General features: G+C 66.0%; 16 protein-coding genes. 9 read left to right on the top strand and 7 right to left on the bottom strand.

The window, feature by feature from the left end; all coding sequences use genetic code 11:
- Positions 1 to 49: 49 nt before the first annotated feature.
- Positions 50 to 1,708: an acyl-CoA synthetase gene (locus RFN28_RS20090; RefSeq protein ID WP_320289056.1), complete on the bottom strand. Its 1,659-nt coding sequence runs from the start codon at positions 1,706 to 1,708 to the stop codon at positions 50 to 52.
- A 136-nt stretch (positions 1,709 to 1,844) separates the two neighbouring features.
- Positions 1,845 to 2,780 (bottom strand): hypothetical protein, encoded by a 936-nt coding sequence (locus RFN28_RS20085; RefSeq protein ID WP_320289055.1) that lies wholly within the window; start codon positions 2,778 to 2,780, stop codon positions 1,845 to 1,847.
- Between the two features lie 182 nt (positions 2,781 to 2,962).
- Between RFN28_RS20085 and RFN28_RS20080 the strand changes: the two genes are divergently transcribed.
- From RFN28_RS20080 to RFN28_RS20070, 3 genes are all read left to right on the top strand, one after another.
- Positions 2,963 to 4,072 (top strand): KamA family radical SAM protein, encoded by a 1,110-nt coding sequence (locus RFN28_RS20080; RefSeq protein WP_320289054.1) that lies wholly within the window; start codon positions 2,963 to 2,965, stop codon positions 4,070 to 4,072.
- A 155-nt stretch (positions 4,073 to 4,227) separates the two neighbouring features.
- Complete coding sequence (locus RFN28_RS20075) at positions 4,228 to 5,073, top strand: BA14K family protein (protein ID WP_320289053.1); 846 nt, start codon at positions 4,228 to 4,230, stop codon at positions 5,071 to 5,073.
- Between the two features lie 235 nt (positions 5,074 to 5,308).
- The gene (locus RFN28_RS20070; RefSeq protein WP_320289052.1) at positions 5,309 to 5,734 is read left to right on the top strand and encodes a globin family protein; all 426 of its coding nucleotides are present in this window, start codon (positions 5,309 to 5,311) and stop codon (positions 5,732 to 5,734) included.
- Positions 5,735 to 6,066: 332 nt separating this feature from the next.
- On the opposite strand, the gene RFN28_RS20065 is transcribed toward RFN28_RS20070, so the two are convergent.
- Positions 6,067 to 6,789, bottom strand: a complete 723-nt coding sequence (locus tag RFN28_RS20065; protein WP_320289051.1) for a hypothetical protein — start codon at positions 6,787 to 6,789, stop codon at positions 6,067 to 6,069.
- Positions 6,790 to 6,893: 104 nt separating this feature from the next.
- Here RFN28_RS20065 and RFN28_RS20060 point away from each other — a divergent pair, with 104 nt between their 5' ends.
- Both RFN28_RS20060 and RFN28_RS20055 read left to right on the top strand, forming a co-directional pair.
- The gene (locus RFN28_RS20060) at positions 6,894 to 7,679 is read left to right on the top strand and encodes a helix-turn-helix transcriptional regulator (protein WP_320289050.1); all 786 of its coding nucleotides are present in this window, start codon (positions 6,894 to 6,896) and stop codon (positions 7,677 to 7,679) included.
- A 253-nt stretch (positions 7,680 to 7,932) separates the two neighbouring features.
- Positions 7,933 to 9,288, top strand: a complete 1,356-nt coding sequence (locus tag RFN28_RS20055) for an IS5 family transposase (protein WP_320289049.1) — start codon at positions 7,933 to 7,935, stop codon at positions 9,286 to 9,288.
- 341 nt (positions 9,289 to 9,629) lie between these two features.
- On the opposite strand, the gene RFN28_RS20050 is transcribed toward RFN28_RS20055, so the two are convergent.
- Positions 9,630 to 9,818, bottom strand: coding sequence for a hypothetical protein (locus tag RFN28_RS20050; protein WP_320289048.1), 189 nt, complete (start codon positions 9,816 to 9,818; stop codon positions 9,630 to 9,632).
- Between the two features lie 111 nt (positions 9,819 to 9,929).
- Positions 9,930 to 10,139 carry a cold-shock protein gene (locus tag RFN28_RS20045; RefSeq protein WP_320289047.1) on the bottom strand — a complete coding sequence of 70 codons (210 nt, stop codon included), beginning with the start codon at positions 10,137 to 10,139 and terminating at the stop codon, positions 9,930 to 9,932.
- A gap of 417 nt (positions 10,140 to 10,556) precedes the next feature.
- Here RFN28_RS20045 and RFN28_RS20040 point away from each other — a divergent pair, with 417 nt between their 5' ends.
- The 4 genes from RFN28_RS20040 (at position 10,557) to minE (ending at position 13,267) form a co-directional block, all read left to right on the top strand.
- Positions 10,557 to 10,988, top strand: a complete 432-nt coding sequence (locus tag RFN28_RS20040; RefSeq protein ID WP_320289046.1) for a nuclear transport factor 2 family protein — start codon at positions 10,557 to 10,559, stop codon at positions 10,986 to 10,988.
- 227 nt (positions 10,989 to 11,215) lie between these two features.
- Entirely contained in the window at positions 11,216 to 12,085 is an 870-nt protein-coding gene (gene minC / locus RFN28_RS20035; RefSeq protein ID WP_320289045.1) for a septum site-determining protein MinC, read from the top strand.
- Positions 12,086 to 12,182: 97 nt separating this feature from the next.
- The gene (gene minD / locus RFN28_RS20030; RefSeq protein WP_040973219.1) at positions 12,183 to 12,998 is read left to right on the top strand and encodes a septum site-determining protein MinD; all 816 of its coding nucleotides are present in this window, start codon (positions 12,183 to 12,185) and stop codon (positions 12,996 to 12,998) included.
- Positions 12,995 to 13,267 (top strand): cell division topological specificity factor MinE, encoded by a 273-nt coding sequence (minE, locus tag RFN28_RS20025; RefSeq protein ID WP_040973218.1) that lies wholly within the window; start codon positions 12,995 to 12,997, stop codon positions 13,265 to 13,267. Before minD ends, minE begins: the two co-directional genes overlap by 4 nt.
- 238 nt (positions 13,268 to 13,505) lie before the next feature.
- On the opposite strand, the gene RFN28_RS20020 is transcribed toward minE, so the two are convergent.
- Entirely contained in the window at positions 13,506 to 15,284 is a 1,779-nt protein-coding gene (locus RFN28_RS20020; RefSeq protein ID WP_320289044.1) for an ABC transporter ATP-binding protein, read from the bottom strand.
- Entirely contained in the window at positions 15,281 to 16,306 is a 1,026-nt protein-coding gene (locus RFN28_RS20015) for a glycosyltransferase family 2 protein (protein ID WP_320289043.1), read from the bottom strand. The genes RFN28_RS20020 and RFN28_RS20015 overlap by 4 nt, the downstream gene beginning before the upstream one ends.
- Positions 16,307 to 16,415: the final 109 nt, after the last annotated feature.

Genomic DNA, 16,415 nt, shown 5'->3' with positions numbered 1-16,415 from the left:
CTGTCGCCTTCGGCGACATCTCCCCCTCGAGAGCGGAGATCGGTGCCCGTCACCCCTTCCGCTTCTCCACCTCAGCCTTCCTCAGCAGGAACCGCTGGATCTTGCCGCTCGGCGTCTTCGGCAGCTCGGTGACGAACTCGACCTCGCGCGGATAGGAATGCGCCGAAAGCCGCTTCTTCACATGCTGGGCGAGCTCTTCGGCGAGCGCCTCGCTGCCCCGGTAGGTTGGCGCCAGCACCACGAAGGCCTTGACGATCTCGGTGCGCTGCGCATCGGGCACGCCGACCACGGCCGCCTCGTTGACCGCTGGATGCTCAATCAGCGCGCTTTCGACGTCGAAGGGCCCGATGCGGTAGCCGGACGAGGTGATCACATCGTCGGCGCGGCCGATGAAGGAGACGGAGCCGTCCGGCTCGTACTCCACCGTGTCGCCGGTGCGGTAATAGCCGCCCGATATCGCCGGCGTCTCCGCCTGGTGGTAGCCGTCGAACCAGCGCAACGGCGAATTCGCGATATCGACGGCAAGGACGCCCGGCTGGTTGGGGCCGAGCTCGTTGCCGGCATCGTCGAGCACCACCATGCGGTAGCCCGGCATGGCAAAGCCGGCCGAGCCCGTGCGAACCGTATGCGCGAGCCCATGATGGTTGTTGACCATCATGCCGTTCTCGGTCTGGCCGTAATGGTCGTGGATGGGGGCGGCAAAGTGGGCGTCGAACCAGCGGATCACCTCCGGGTTGAGCGGCTCGCCGGCGCTGCTCACCACGCGCAGCTTGCCCTTGATGCGGGCGGCCGCCTCCGGCCCTTCCGCCATCAGCAGGCGATAGGCGGTGGGCGAGCCGGCAAGGCTCGTCACGCCCAGCCGCTCGATGATGTCGTAGGTGCTCCTGGCGTTGAAGGCGCCCTCGTAGAAGGTGGTGGCGATGCCGAGCAGCAAGGGTCCCGTGATGGCGTAATAGAGCCCGTAGGCCCAGCCGGGATCGGCGATGTTCCAGAACACGTCGTCGGGGCGAAGGCCGATCGCGTCGCGCATATAGGCGCCGAAGGCGAGCAGGGCGCGGAGCGGCACCGGCACGCCTTTCGGGTGTCCCGTGGTGCCGGAGGTCGACATCATCATGAACAGGTCGTCGCTCTTGCGCATCACCGGGGGGCAATCGGGGGAGGCGGCGGCAAGTGCGGCGCGGAAGTCGATATCGCCGGCGGGATGCGCTTCGCCGGTGCCGAGAATGGTCGCGACGCGCGGATGGTTCTCGACCTCGTCGAGCTTGCCGCGGTTTGCGGGATTGGTCACCACCAGCTTGGCGCCGCTGTAGCCCAGCCGGTGCTCGATCGCCTTCGGTCCGAAGGCGGTGAACAGCGGCTGGTAGACCGCGCCGATGCGCCAGGCGCCGAGGATGAGCGCCGCCAGTTCGGGGATGCGCGGCAGCATGCCGGCCACCACATCGCCGGGGCGGACGCCCAAATCCCTGAGCATGTTGCCGACGCGGCCCGACATGTCGGCGAGATCGTCGAAGGTGAATTCGCGCAACTCGCCGCCGGCCGAGATCGCGCGCAGCGCCAGCCGGTTTTGTCCCGTATAGCGGCCGCAGCATTCGACATAGGCGTTGATGCCGTTCGCCGGATCGCCGTTAAGCCGCGCGATCTCGTCCTCGATGCGGAAGCGCCGCACGGCGTCCTCATAGCGCGGCAGCGCCGCTGACATTTCGGTCATGGCAATCCTCCCTCGGCCGCACGCTACATCCGCATGGCGTGGGTTGATGAGAGATTGCCCGAAAACACCACGTTGGTCGATTGCGGCGAAAGTCGGCGTCGCCCGTTTCAGCGCGACGCGCTTTAGCGCAGCCCACTCACGACCCCTGGCCGTAGTGGAGCAGCTTGAAGCAGTCGCTGCTGCCAGACTTCGACTGCGTCAGCACCGGTTTCGAGCGGTCGATCCATTCCTGCTGCGACTTGGCGTCGGCCTCGATCGCGTCGGCCGGTGGCCGAGCGACGAAGCCTTGCCCCTTGCTGAAGAGCCAGCAGGCGCGGCCGAGAAACCGCCTGCTGCGCTGGCGCAGGAGGTCGGCGTCATAGAGGACGTCGAGCATCTCATGCTTGATCTTCTGTTCCTTGTCGGGCTTGGCGACCGCCGTCTCCACGGGCTCGTCGCCGATCGCGTCATGCAGGTCCTTGTAGTCGAGGCCGAGCTGCGTCGTGGCATATTTGATCTCGTTCTCGTCGCGCACAATGTTGAACCACAGCGTCGGATCGAGCTCGTTGACGACAAAGGTGGCTTCGAGGTCCCGCGACAGGTTCAGGATGTCAAAATCTCGAACATCGACATCACGTTCGACCAGCAGGATCTTTTCGACCTGCTTGCCGAGCTCGGCTCCCTTGGCGCTGATCGCGGCGTTGTTGCCGCCGAGTTCGGGACTGACATAAGCGCCGCCCTCATCCAGAACCTCGTCGAACTCACCCAGCGTTTCGATGACGGGGGCACCGCGGGCAACACGCGCCGCCAGCTTGGCGAGAACCTGCTGCAGCTCCGTCTCGCGCTTGCGCTGGTCCTGATAGCTCTGCTGGAAGAAGAAGATGAACAGCGAAACCCCGATGCCGATGAGGATCACGCCCAGCTGCGAAAAGATGTTGCGGTAATATTCCAGCAGCCTTTCGCGATGGCGTATGTCGTCGCGCACGCTGTGCGCCACATGAAGATTGACGATCAGCGAAAGGATCAGCAGCCCGGCGCCGACCAGGATGAGCCCGCCGATGAGAAGGTAGCCATGGCCTGCGCTGAAATCCATTCGTGTCGCCCCGAAGCCCGCGCCAAGTTAGCCCCAATTTTGTTGCGCTCAAAGCTACGAGACAAGCCGAGCACCATGCTCAACCGGTCTCGCGCGACGTTCCACCGGTCTGGGGCAACCAAGTGGTTGACCCGGCCATCCATCCGGCCGATATCCCGCGCAAAACTATCAGAGATCCTTTGATGACCTCAGACCTCAAAGAACCTGCCATCTCGCCACGCGATCCCGACGCCGCCTGGCAGGACGACGTCCGGGCCGGCGTGCGTCATGTGCGCGACCTCGCTTCGCTGCCGCTTTCGCCGGCCCAGCGCGCCGCCGCGCAGGAAGCCGCCGCCGGCCACAAGGTGCGCGTGCCGAAAGCCTATCTCGACCTGATCGACTGGGACGACCCGAACGACCCGATCCGCGCTCAGGTGATCCCTTCGCCGCAAGAGCTTGTCACCGCCGAGGGCGAGCTCGACGATCCGATCGGCGACCATGACTACAGCCCGGTGCCGCGGCTGACGCACCGCCATGCCGATCGTGTGCTCCTGTTCCCCACCTATCAATGCGCGGTCTATTGCCGCTTCTGCTTCCGCAAAGAGTCGCTGACCGCGATCGGCCGCGGCTACACGCGCGAAGCCTTGGAGCCTGCGCTGGCCTATATCGCCGGGCACAGCGAGATCCGCGAGGTGATCCTGACCGGCGGCGATCCGCTGTCGCTGCCCGACAAGGCGCTGGCCGAAATCCGCGCCCGTATCGAGGCGATCCCGCATGTGCGGCTCTTGCGCATCCACACCCGCGTGCCGGTGGCGCTGCCGTCGCGCATCACGGACGGCCTGGTGGCTGCCCTGCAGGGCAGGCTGATGGTGACGGTGGTGACCCACTTCAACCATCCCCGCGAGATCACGCCGGCCGCCGAGGCGGCCTGCCGCACGATGCGGCAGGCGGGTTTTGTCCTGCTCAACCAGAGCGTTTTGCTCAAAGGCGTCAATGACGATGTCGAGGTGCTGGAGGAGCTCTGCCGCGAGCTGATGTATCGGCTGGGCGTCAAACCCTATTACCTCCACCATGGCGACCTCGCGCGCGGCATGGCGCACCGCCGCACGACGATTGCCGAAGGCCAGGCGCTGGTCGCGGAACTGCGCCAGCGCCTCTCCGGCATCTGCAATCCGACCTATGTCATCGATTTGCCCTATGGCGGCGGCAAGGTGCCGCTCGGCCCGAGCCACATCGAGGCGCGGGAAGGCGAGACATGGCGGATTCGCGGGCAGGACGGGGAGGTGAGGACGTATACGGAGGTGGTCGGGTAGGAGAGACCTCAAGCCGAGCGGCGCCGTCATCCTTCGCGCGCCCCTCTGTCCCGCCGACCTCTCAGAGACTAGTTCCTCTCCTCCGTTTCCTGGGAGCGAGGAACTTCCATCCCGTGTCCCACATTCTATAGCGGGGGCCTTAAAGGAGATGCCGCGTGAAGGCTCTGTTGGGAATTGTCGGCGGCTTCGTGCTGACATTGGCCGTGTTCGCCAGCGGGCTCGCCTTCGCCACCTGGCTGCTGGCCGCCAAGCCGGTGCGTCAGGCAACACCGGCGATCGGTGTCTCCGAACTCTGGACCAAGGACGCTCAGCCCGTCGATCCGAAAAACCAGGCTCTCGAACGCATTCCCGCCCAGCAGGCGGCCGGCGCGCCCGCCAAGCCCGACGAGACGGCCAAGGCGGATCCCGGCACGCAGACCACCGCGCTTGCGACACCGCCGCCCGCGCCGCCGCGCCAGTTGCAGCCGTTGCCCGGCTTCTCCCAGCCCGGCCAACCCGCGCCGGACGCCAATGCGGACCCGCAGCAGGCGCCGGCGCAGCAACAGCAGGCACAATTGCCTGCCGCGCATCTCGAATGGTGCGCCAACCGCTATCGCAGCTATCGCCCGGAAGAAAACAGCTACCGCTCCTACAGCGGCGAGCTACGCCCCTGCGTCTCGCCCTATTTTGATCCGGGCGGCGACAGCACAGCCTCGACCGATGCACGCCAATCCGATCAGCCCGGCCAATCCGATCAACCCGCAATGAACGATCAAGGCGCGATGACCGACGACCAGGCCGAGATGGAAGGCTACGCGACGACACGGGACGGCTACGCGACCACCTATGGCGGCCCGCCGGAAGAGATTTCGCCGGAGGAACAGCGTCCTAGGGATCGGCTCCTGGGCCCGCAGTTTTCGGGCGACCACATCGACAACTGCTTCAGCCGCTACCGCACCTACAATCCGCAGGATAACACCTACCAGCCTTATGACGGCGGCCCGCGCCGGCAGTGCGAATAGGGCGTCCTTGTCCGCGCAGCGGGTGCGCAGCGGGGAGGAACCGCTGAAGGGCTGGACAGCACCCCCTTTGGTCTGCCGATCATCTCCCCCGCCGGCTAGGCACAACCGGAAGAAACCGAACTAAATCGAACGCAACCTGAAACAAAATTGAAACACATCGACGTCACAGGCGGGATGCCTGCGAAACGTCGGGGCGTGATCCTCGCGCAGGCCAAAAACTCGGAGGAGCGCGCCGATGACACCCGACCAGATCAAGCTTGTGCAGGATAGTTTTCGCGAGGTCGTGCCGATCAAGACGGCGGCCGCCGCCTTGTTCTACGAGAAGCTGTTTGCGATCGACGGCAGCCTCAAGGCGCTGTTTCGCGCGACCGACATGAACAAGCAGGGCGCCGAGCTGATGGCGGCCCTCGGCTACATCGTGCATGGGCTATCCCGCGCCGAAACCATCCTGCCCATCGTCCAGGATCTTGCCAGGCGCCACGTCGGCTACGGCGTCGAGGAGCACCATTACCCGATCGTCGGCCAGGCGCTAATCGAGACGCTCGAGGCCGGCCTTGGCGAGGCTTTCACGCAAGAGGTGCGCGAGGCCTGGGCTGCCGCCTACGGCCTACTCGCCGGTGTGATGATCGCGGCCGCCCGCGAGGTGCAGCTGGCGGCGTGACGAGATGCGGCTGAGGGCGAGGAATCCAGGCTGGAATAGCGCCTCATTCCTTCACACCCCCCTCTGTCCTGCCGGACATCTCCCCCGCAAGGGGGGAGATCAGATATCCCGCCGACTTCGCCAATCTCCAAGCCCGCAAGGGAGAAGGCGGCGGTGGAACTGCCAATCTCCCCCCTTGCGGGGGAGATGTCCGGCAGGACAGAGGGGGGTACTGTCCCGCCAGCCTCTCGGTTGAGTTCCTCGCCCTCGCGAAAGCGGGGGCCGAGCGTAGCGAGACGGAGAGGGGGCTTTCGTAACGAGTTCCCCCTCTCCGTCTTGGCTTGCCGCCATCTTCATGCGGCGGAAGACGCCGCGCCACGCCTCCGCGCGGCGACGGCCAGCCAGATCATCCACGCCAGGCCGAGCACCCAGGAAAGCACGATCGCGACCGACTGCGCCGGCGCAAAACCTTGCGTGCCGGCCACCCAGCCCTGCGCCAGATAGGCAAGGCCGCAAAGGCCCATCAGCCAGCCGGCCGGCCGCGTAATCCAGGCGGTGCGGGCGAGCGCGGCCGCGAAGAAAAGCAAGGCAAGCCCCATTGCAAAATCCTGGTAGCTGCGCATGCCCCATTCGAGCCAGCGGATCGCTTCCGCGCCGGCGAAGCGCGCCGCCTTCTCGGTTTCCGGCGCGCTTGCCCATGCATTCACGGCCTGCTTCAGTGCCACGCCGTCGACGGCCTGCAGCGCGCCGTAGAGCGCGAGTGCGGCAACGGCCACGGCGCCGCCCACCCGACCGAGCCAGCGCGCCGTTCCGTCCTCGTCGTCCAATACGAAGGACAGCGTGACCAGCCCCGCGAGCAGCATCGCTATGCCGGCGAACTGGCCAAGATGAACGGCCGTCCAGATCGCGTTTTCGGCATAGGTGGCGAAGATGTGATGATGGTCGTTGGCATCGCCGCCGGCGTGGAACTGCGTGACGGCGATGTAGAGGATCTGCCCGGCAAGCAGCAGCCGGGAGGAGAAGCCGAGTAGATTGCGCGGGCTGGGGGACGGTTCTGTAAGGCGGTTGGTCGACATTTCTTGGCTCCATTTCCTGAGTGGCGCGCCAGATATCTGCCCGGGTCTTCGCTGGATTGAACGTAAGGGCTGTCCCTATCCGCGATTCATGCCATACCAAGACGATGGGGATTGCGGGCATCGGCAGGATCATCTTCTGGGCGGGCGGCAGCCTGTGGATCGGGCAGGCCCTCGGACCGAGCGAACTGCACGCCCACCACGCCGTGCAGGTCGGCATCGCGCTCACGGACCGCGTCGAGTTCCGGACAAGCGACAGCGCGCCATGGCAAGCCTATGCCGCCGCCGTCATCCCGCCGGACCTGCCGCACACTTTCCAGGCGCCGGGCAGGATCGTGGCGCATCTTTTCTGCGCGCCGGAATCCGCGCTTGGCCGCAGCCTGATCGACCGCTTCGGGCGTGGCCGCATCGTCGGCGTGCCGCCGGCCGAGATCGCGCCGCATGCGCGGCGGCTGCGTTCAAAATTCGACGACGGCGTTGAGGATCAAGAGCTCGAGGCCGCAGCGCTTGAGGTGCTTTACGCCCTTTCCGGAACCACACCTGTAAATGAGGTCGATCCGCGCGTCCTCCGCGCCACGGCCTTCATCGCCGCGCGGCTGGCCGAGCCGCTCGATCTCGAAACCGTGGCGGACCACGTCGGCCTCTCCGCCGGCCGCTTCAGGCACCTGTTCGTCGCCGAAACCGGCATTTCCTTCCGCGTCTATCTTCTCTGGACCAGGCTCAACCGGGCGCTCGAGCTCAGCTACGCCGGCACGTCATGGACCGAGGCCGCCCATGCCGCGAATTTCGCGGACTCCGCGCATCTGAGCCGCACGGCGCGCCGCATGTTCGGCTTCGCGCCGAGCTCCGTCCGGCAGGCCCTGCCGGCGGCGTCGACGCCGATGACGGCTTAGGGGGCTTCCGGGGGAAGAATCCAAACTGGAGCAGCGTCGCACTCCGTCCCCCCTCTGCGCTGCCGGGCATCTCCCCCGCAAGGGGGGAGATTGTCGTCCGTGAAGAACACGGAAGGCTTTGATTCAATTTAGGATTTTCCCCTGATTTTGGGTTTGAGTTTGCCGGAAATCGTGGTCTTGGGGGGCGATTTCTGGCAAATTGTAACCGTGCCTGTACGCGTGATTCGGCTGGTTTGACGCGAGGGAGCACGCGATGCGGCCCAAGGAACGACGAGACGGCGGCCAGACTGACCTGTTGCGGGCTCGGCTCGACCAGATCCTCAACATGGATCATGCGCTGGTGAAGCTGGCGGCGGCGATCGACTGGCGCTTTCTCGAAGAGCGGCTTGGCGAGGTCTATGACGACGATCCCGGGAGACCGCCGCTACCGACACGACTGATGGCAGGATTGGCCATCCTGAAATCAATGCACAACCTGTCCGATGAAGGTTTGTGTGAGCGCTGGCTGGAGAACCCCTATTACCAGCTGTTCTGCGGCGAGGAGTTCTTCCAGCACCGCCTGGTCTTCGACCGCACGTCGCTGACGCGCTGGCGCCTGCGCATGGGTGAGGAGCGGCTGATGGCGCTGCTGCAGGAGAGCCTGGCGGCGGCGACCCGATTGGGCGCGGCCAAGCCGGCCGACTTCCGTTGCGTGATCGTCGACACCACCGTGCAGGAAAAGGCCATCACCTTCCCGACCGACGCCAAGCTGATGCAGCGGGCCCGCGAGCGACTGGTCAAGCTGGCCAAGAAGCATGGCGTCATGCTGCGCCAGTCCTATGCGCGGGTGGGCAAGTTCGCGCTGATCAAGCACCAGCGCTATGCCCACGCCAAGCAGTTCAAGCGCGCCAACCGGCAGCTCAAGCGGCTGCGCACCATGCTGGGCGCGGTGATCCGCGACATCGCCCGCAAGATCGCCGGGCAGCCGGGCCTGATGCAGGTCTTCGGCCTGTCGCTGTCGCTGGCTCGCCGTGTCAGGGACCAGCGCCAGCGCGAACGGGGCCGCAAGGTCTACTCCCTGCACGCTCCGGAGGTGGAGTGCATCGGCAAGGGCAAGGCCCACAAGCCCTATGAGTTCGGCGTCAAGGTCTCGGTCGCCACGCCGCTCAAGCGCAGCCGCGGCGGCCAGTTCGTCGCCCACGTCAAGGCGCTGCCCGGTAATCCCTACGACGGCCACACGCTGGCCACCATCCTTCCGGCAATCGAGAGCTCGATCGGCGCCAACCTCGGCAAGATCGTCGCCGATGCCGGTTATCGCGGCCACAACGCCCCGAAAGACAAGACCTTCAAGGTCCATGTCGCCGGCTACAAGCGCGGCCTCACCAAGGCCGTCAAACGGGCGCTGCGACGGCGGGCCGCCATCGAGCCGGTCATCGGCCATCTCAAGACCGATCACCGCATGGGCCGCAACTTCCTGGCCTTCGCCCAAGGCGACGCCAACAACGCCGTGCTCGCCGCCGTCGGTTACAACTTCAGCCTCCTGCTCAACTGGCTGGGGCTTTTGTGCGCCTTCATCCTGGCGATGCTCGCAACCACAGCAACGCCACCCCTCCGGCCGCGAATAGCCTGACGACGCAGCCCAGCTGGTATAGCCCGCTCCAACGGTGCGCCTTCCGCAACTGACGCTGGGAAGTCGCATTCTTCACGGACGACGAGATTGGATGTCGCGTCGGCTTTCGCCAATCGCCAGCGTTGCAGGAAGAGCGCCGGCAGTGGACCTGCTAATCTCCCCCCTTGCGGGGGAGATGTCCGGCAGGACAGAGGGGGGTGCTGTCCCGCCGGCGTCTCAGTGGAATCCCTGCGCGCCCCACGAAATCCCTCTCTTGCGATTTCTACCACTTAGCCTGCGGCCAAGATGTTGAAATCGCTTTCTACCCCACAAGTGGGGAGGTCGGCGTCGTGCCTCCGCCGCTATTTTCGCCTTGCCGGCTTCTTCTTTGGCGGTGCTTCAACCGGCCCGCGCGCGAGCCTGGCCGCGCGCAGCCGCTCCGTCTTTGCTTGCCGCGCTGCCGCTTCCCCCTCGATTATTGCGCGCGCCGTCTTCGCGGTGGCTTCGCTCTTGGCGTCGCCCTTCGGCTTGAACAAACCCGTTTCGGCCATTTTTCTACCTCGCTGCTTGAAACGAAGAAGGCCGGGCACGCCCGACCTCCTCCTAATGCTCCAAGACCAGTGCCGGTACATCCGTGGTCAAAGGCCATGGATGCACGTTCGTCAGGCCGCCTGGAGATTCTCCGCCGAGCTCTTGCCGTTCCGCTGGTTCGTCACGATGTCGAAGCTCACCTTCTGGCCCTCCGCAAGGGAGCGCATTCCGGCCTGCTCCACGGCGGAGATGTGAACGAACACGTCCGGCTGCCCGTTGCCCTGTTCGATGAAGCCGAAGCCTTTGGTGGTGTTGAAAAACTTCACGGTTCCAGTAGTCATACGATTTCCTTTCAAATCGACGCAAATCATCGCCGCCTGGCTTCATGCCAAACGTCGCAGTCTTCGAAATTGAGAGGGAAGATCGTCAGGGCGCCAAGGCGCGGAAACAACATTCGTTCAACAAGATCGATTTGGAAAAACATAGCGCTCAATCGAGGATGCGGCAAGGCGGGGCGGAATAATATTATCGACGGGCTTTGTACTGGGCGGCCTCAGGCGATGGATGGCAGTCGCTCTCCGGCGGCGGCGAGGCGATCCAATACCAATCGGTGAAGCTGGTCGTTTCCTGATCGCCGGTGCCGCATGGCAATCGTGGACTGCCCCGGACCAGTCAGCTAAAGTTCTGAGACTGCAAACCGATCGGCGGGCTGGGCCATCGGCGCCCCGGATTGGCGCCTCATAAGCCGGGACATTTCGATGAGTGAAGTGATCGAACAACTTGTGAGGGCGATGAACTCGCATGATCTCGAGGCTATGACCGCTCTCATTCACGAGAAGTATCGCAGCGTGCAGCCTGTGCACCCGGGCAGGGCTTTCGTTGGGCGGGAACAAATGCGCGCCAACTGGGAGGCGATGTTCGCGGGAATACCCGACTTCCACGCTACGGTCACGGGCTCGGTCCAAGAGGCTGACACGACCTGGAGCGAATGGCATTGGTCGGGTACCCGCCGCGACGGCCAGCCGTTCGAGGCGCGCGGGGTCACGCTGTTCGAGATCGTCGATGGCAAGATCGTTGCCGGGCGGCTCTACCTGGAGGATGTCGAACGGCAGGTCGTCGGCATCGAAGAGGCGGTCGAAGCCCTCTCCGGGCGCCGCCCGATGAGGACCGGCGGCAAAGCAGGCTCCTGAGCCACCGCCGTCATTTCGGCGGTCCGGTGCGTCGTCTCGCCCGGCGGGTCCTCTATGGTCACATGCCCGACTCGTGCGGGCCTGGGTCTAAAGGCGGCAGCCATTGTGGCCGCCCCGCCACAAAACTTAGCCGCGCCAGTTCCTTAACGTGCCTAACCTCTAAAATTAACCTTTTGTTAACCATTGGCCCGGCACCCTTTAACCATTGAGTAAGGATTCGCCTGGTCGTGACCTTCGCCGCCCCTTTGCACAACAAATCCATCCGCTTCCGCGCCCGCTCTTTCGTCGCTTTCACGCTGACGCCGGAGGCGCCGATCGATGACTGGCTGGAGGGGCTCGATCACTGGATCGGCAACTCGCCGGGCTATTTTGCCGGCCGCCCGGTGGTGCTGGATTTGAACACGTTGAAGCCGGGACCGGAGGAGATCGCGGCGCTGATCGGCACGCTGGCGCGGCGCGGCATCCGCGTCTATGCCATCGAGCTCGAGGGCGCCGCGCTCGGCCCCGAACTGCCGCCGCTGCTTGCCGGCGCCAAGGAGGCGACGGCCGAAGGTTTGCTGGGCAGGGCTGCGCGCAAGGCGAAGGCGGAAGAGATCACAGTCGAGACGGCGGCTGTCGAGGACGTACAGCCGGGTCAGGTGCGGGCGCCTCAGGACGAGCTGGCGAAGCTCGATGCGGAGCGCGCGAAGGCTGCCCAGCCGGAAGCAACCAAGGCCGAGCCGGTAAGATCAGGGCAGGGCGCCGAGCCGGCGCGGCATGAGCCTTCGGCCGGCACGCTGATGATCAAGGCGCCGATCCGCTCCGGACAGTCGATCTTCCACCCGCATGGCGATGTCATCGTGCTGGGCTCGGTCGCGTCCGGATCCGAGATCGTCGCCGGCGGCTCGATCCACGTCTATGGCACGCTGCGCGGCCGCGCGATCGCGGGCTCGGAAGGCAATATTTCGGCGCGCATCTTCTGCCGCAAGAACGAGGCCGAGTTGCTTGCCGTCGACGGCTGGTACACCACGGCCGAGGAGATGGAAGGCGTCTCGCGCGGCAAGGCCGTGCAGGCCTTCCTCGAAAACGACGCGTTGTGCGTGGTGCCGCTCGGCTGATCACGCAAGCTTCGGACCGGTTTCGCGTGCGAAGCTCACAAGGAATCCGCCGTGCCCGGCACGGTCATGAATAAAAACGCCAATGGAGGCTGGATATATGGGCAAGGTAGTCGTGGTCACCTCGGGCAAGGGGGGCGTCGGCAAGACGACCTCGACGGCCGCGCTCGGCGCTGCCGTGGCCAAGACCGGCAAGAAGGTGGCGCTGGTCGATTTCGACGTCGGCCTCAGGAACCTCGACCTCATCATGGGCGCCGAGCGCCGCGTGGTGTTCGACCTCGTCAACGTCATCCAGGGCACTGCGAAGCTCTCGCAGGCGCTGATCCGCGACAAGCGGCTGGAGACGCTTTACCTGCTCCCCGCCTCGCAGACGCGCGACAAGGACGCGCTGACCGAGGAGGGCGTGGCCGAAGTCATCGCGCGGCTGCGCTCGGTGTTCGACTATGTCTTCTGCGACAGCCCGGCCGGCATCGAGCGCGGCGCCCAGCTCGCCATGCGCTTCGCCGACGAGGCGGTCATCGTCACCAATCCGGAAGTGAGCTCGGTGCGCGACTCCGACCGCATCATCGGCCTGCTCGACGCCCGCACCATGAAGGCGGAGCAGGGCGAGCTGATCCAGAAGCACGTGCTGGTCACGCGCTATGACGCGGCGCGCGCCTCGCGCGGCGAAATGCTGTCGATCGACGACGTGCTGGAGATCCTGTCCACGCCGCTGCTCGGCATCATCCCGGAAAGCCAGGATGTGCTGCGCGCCTCGAACCTCGGCTCGCCGGTCACGCTGTCGGAGCCGATCAACGCTGCCGCCAAGGCTTACCTCGAAGCGGCAAGACGCCTGGAAGGCGAGGACCTGCCGGTGGTCGTCCCCTTCGAGCGCAAGGGTTTCCTCGAACGGCTTCTCGGAAGGAGGGCGGCATGAGCATTCTCGACCTCTTCAAGCGGCGCACCAGCGCCCCTGTCGCGCGCGAGCGGCTGCAACTGCTGCTCGCCTATGAGCGCCAGAGCCGCGGCCAGCCCGACCTCGTCTCCATCCTGCGCGAGGAGATCATGGCCGTCATCGCCAAGCATGTGCAGATCGACCAGGACTACCTCCAGGTCTCGATGGACCGCGGCGCGACGATGTCGACGCTGGAGATCGACATTCAGATCCCCAACAAGAGCGCCGTGCCGCTGGCGATGGCGGGGTGAATATGACCTGACGCCGGCGGGCTCGGCCCTCCGGCTCCCCACCGCTTCGTCATCCTCGGGCTTGACCGGCTTGACCCGAGGATCCATGCCGTGACCCTCGCCCTGGAACGCGACGAGTCAGAATTCTGAACCGTTGCAACGCCTTAGCGTCACGGCATGGATCCTGGGGTCTGCGCGCGTCGCTTCGCTCCTTGCTCCGCCCTAGGATGACGAAGGAGATACGCCGCGATCCACCCCCTCACTCCGGCTGATACAGCTCATCCATGCTGCGCGCCGCCAGTTCCGCGAACGCCGCTTGCTTCTTCACCCTGCCATGCTCCAGGATCACCAGGTCGTCGCAGAACGAGATCGTCGAGTGGTGGTGGCTGATGACGATCGTCGTGCGGCGGCCGGCGCGCGATTTCAGCGTCTCCACGATCGCCGCCTCCGAAAGCCCGTCGACCGCGTTGGTGGCCTCGTCGAGGATGAGGATATCCGGGTCGCGCAGCAGCGCGCGGGCGAGCGCGATGCGCTGCCTTTGCCCGGCCGACAAATTGACGCCGCGATAGCCGACGACGGTTGCGTAGCCCTGCGGCAGCGTCTCGATGAAGGTGTGCGCCTCGGCGAGCTCGGCCGCGCGGCGCGCCTCTTCCGCGCTGGCGGTGTCCTTGCCGTAGGTGATGTTGTCGAGGATCGTGCCGTCCACCAGCTCCAGCTCCTGGCTGGCCAAGGCGATGTGGTGGCGCCATTCGGCCGGGTCGATCTCGCCGAGCGGCGCGCCATCGACGAGGATCCTGCCGCCATCCGGCTCGACGAAGCGGCAGAGCAGGTTGACGATCGTCGTCTTGCCGGCGCCGGAGCGGCCGATCAGCGCCGTCGAGCGGCCGCTCCGGATATCGAAGCTCACGGCATTGAGCACCGCCGCGCGCTGCTCCTCATTGGCATAGCTGAAGCTCACGCCCTCGAAGGCGATCTTTTCGCTTAAAGCGGCGAAGGGGCGGCTGCCTTCGGGTGGCGCGGGCTTGCCTTCGGGGTCGAGCAGCCACGTCACTTCTTCCAGCGAGCCGGAAAGCCCCTGCAACTGGCTCCAGGTCATCTGCAGGGCTCTCACATGCGGCTGCAGGCGGTAGAGCAGGATGAGGAAGGCCGCGACCAGCGGGAAGCTCAAGCCTGCAAGCCAGGCGCCGATCACCACCGCCAGGAACAGCATGGCGTGCAGCACTTCCGTCAGCGGCGCCAGCGCGCCCTGGCGGCTGGAGAGCAGGAAGGCCGCCCGCCGCACGCTGTCCGACGCCTTCTCGAACGCCGCCTTCTCGCGCGCTTCCTGGCCGAAGATGCGGATGAGACGCCCGGCATGCACCAGATGCAGCATCTGCGAGGCGAGCGCGCTGTTGCGCGCCGCGACGCTGCGGCTGGGCGCCCTCAGATGCGCCGACAGCGCCATATGCGCGACTTGCACGAGCGCCAGTCCCAGCATCACCAAGAGCGTCATCTGCCAGGAGAGGAGCAGCAGGAACGCAAGCAGGATCAGCGCCGCCGAAGCGCTGACGACGGCGCCGAGCATCCCCTGGATGGCGTCCGACGCCCGCCAGGATTCGTTGGAGATGATGTTGAGCAGCCGCCCCGGGCTCTCCTTCAGGAAGAAGGGATAGCCGACCTCGAGCAGCCGCGCCGCGAGCGCACCGCGGATCGTCTGGCTGGCCTTGCCGTAGATATGGGCGGTCAGCACCGAATTGGCGAAGGCAAGCAGGTTTTTCAGCAGGATCGAGCCGAGGATCGCGGCCGAGATGGCGATCAGCCGCTCGCGCTCGCCGAGCCCGGCGCCGACCTTCTGCAGCAAGGCGGAGAGGCCGGCCATGCCGGTCGGCTCGCCATGCCCCATGATGATGCCGAGCAGCGGGATGATGAGCCCGATGCCGAAACCTTCGAGCGCCGCACTTGCAAGTCCGAGCGCGACGACGACCGGCAGCAGGCCGAGCTGGCGGCGGCCGAGCGCGCGCCGCAGCATCGGCAGGGCTGGGGCCTTGGGCCGAGTCATCGCGCGCCGGCCTCCGCGCTGGCCTCGGCGGTTTCCTTGGCCGGTAGCGGCCGCTGTTGCGGCCGTCCGGTGAGCGGCAGAAGCGCGAACTTCGCCGCGCCCGCGAGATTCATCAGCACGATCGGCCAGTGCGACAGCCTGAGCTCCTGGTCGAAGCGCGGACCGCCGACGAGCTCGCGCAGTGCCCCCCGCGTCGCCCAGTAGAAATGGCGCAGCAGCCAGGGTGCGCGGCGGATGTGCTTCAGGCAGAGCGCGCCGTTGCCGAAATGATAGTCGCGGTGCAGCCGGTCGATTGCCTTGCGGCCGCGCCTGCCGTGGTGATGGAAGATCGTCATGTCGGGCACATATTCTACCGCCATGCCGGCAAGCATGGCGCGCACCAGATAGTCGGTATCCTCGGCCGAGCGCAGCGGCCCGCCGGCGCCGAAGCGTTCGTCGAAGGGGCCGATACGAGCGGCGACGTCGCGATGCATGGTCATGTTGCAGCCGAGCACGAATCCACCCGGATGCACCGACGGCGTCAGCCGCTCGCGCTTGTCGCAGCGCTTGATGGTGAAGGGCAGGTCGCGCGCGTCGCCGATCTCGACACGGCCGCCGCGGATCAGCCATCTCTCGCCGCTCGCATAGTGCCGCTCGAGGTCGACGAGGTAGTTGCGGTCGAGCCTGCAGTCGTCGTCGACGAAGACCAGCACGCGCCCGCGCGCCTGCGCCAGTCCCGCATTGCGCGCCGCCGCCAGTCCGGGACGCGGCTCCGAGATCGCGGTCAGCGCAACGTCGGACGTCGCGGCGATCCGTGAGAGGTATTTCGCCGTGCCGTCGCGCGAGCCGTTGTCGACCACCACCAGCTCCGCGGCAAAGGCGGGATGCGCCCGGCAGGCGGCGCGGATCGAATCGATGCAGGCTTCAAGCACCGCCGCACGGTCGCGCGTGCAGACGATGAAGGAGACCTGCGGCCGCTGCCTGGGCCAGGGAGGGGCCGGGAGGGCCGGGTGCCACAACGGCGGATGGCGCTCGGCGTTCATGGCGGGGCCTCTGCGGCTACGTCAGCCCGGCGGATAAATTCGATGCGCCGCGATCCTTCCCACCCCCCTCTGTCCTGCCGGACATCTCCCCCGCAAGGGGGGAGATTGG

This window comes from Mesorhizobium album (assembly GCF_033977205.1).
Taxonomy (GTDB): domain Bacteria; phylum Pseudomonadota; class Alphaproteobacteria; order Rhizobiales; family Rhizobiaceae; genus Mesorhizobium; species Mesorhizobium album.
The sequence above is the reverse complement of the archived record's forward strand: the minus strand, read 5'-3'. Positions and strand labels throughout refer to the sequence as shown.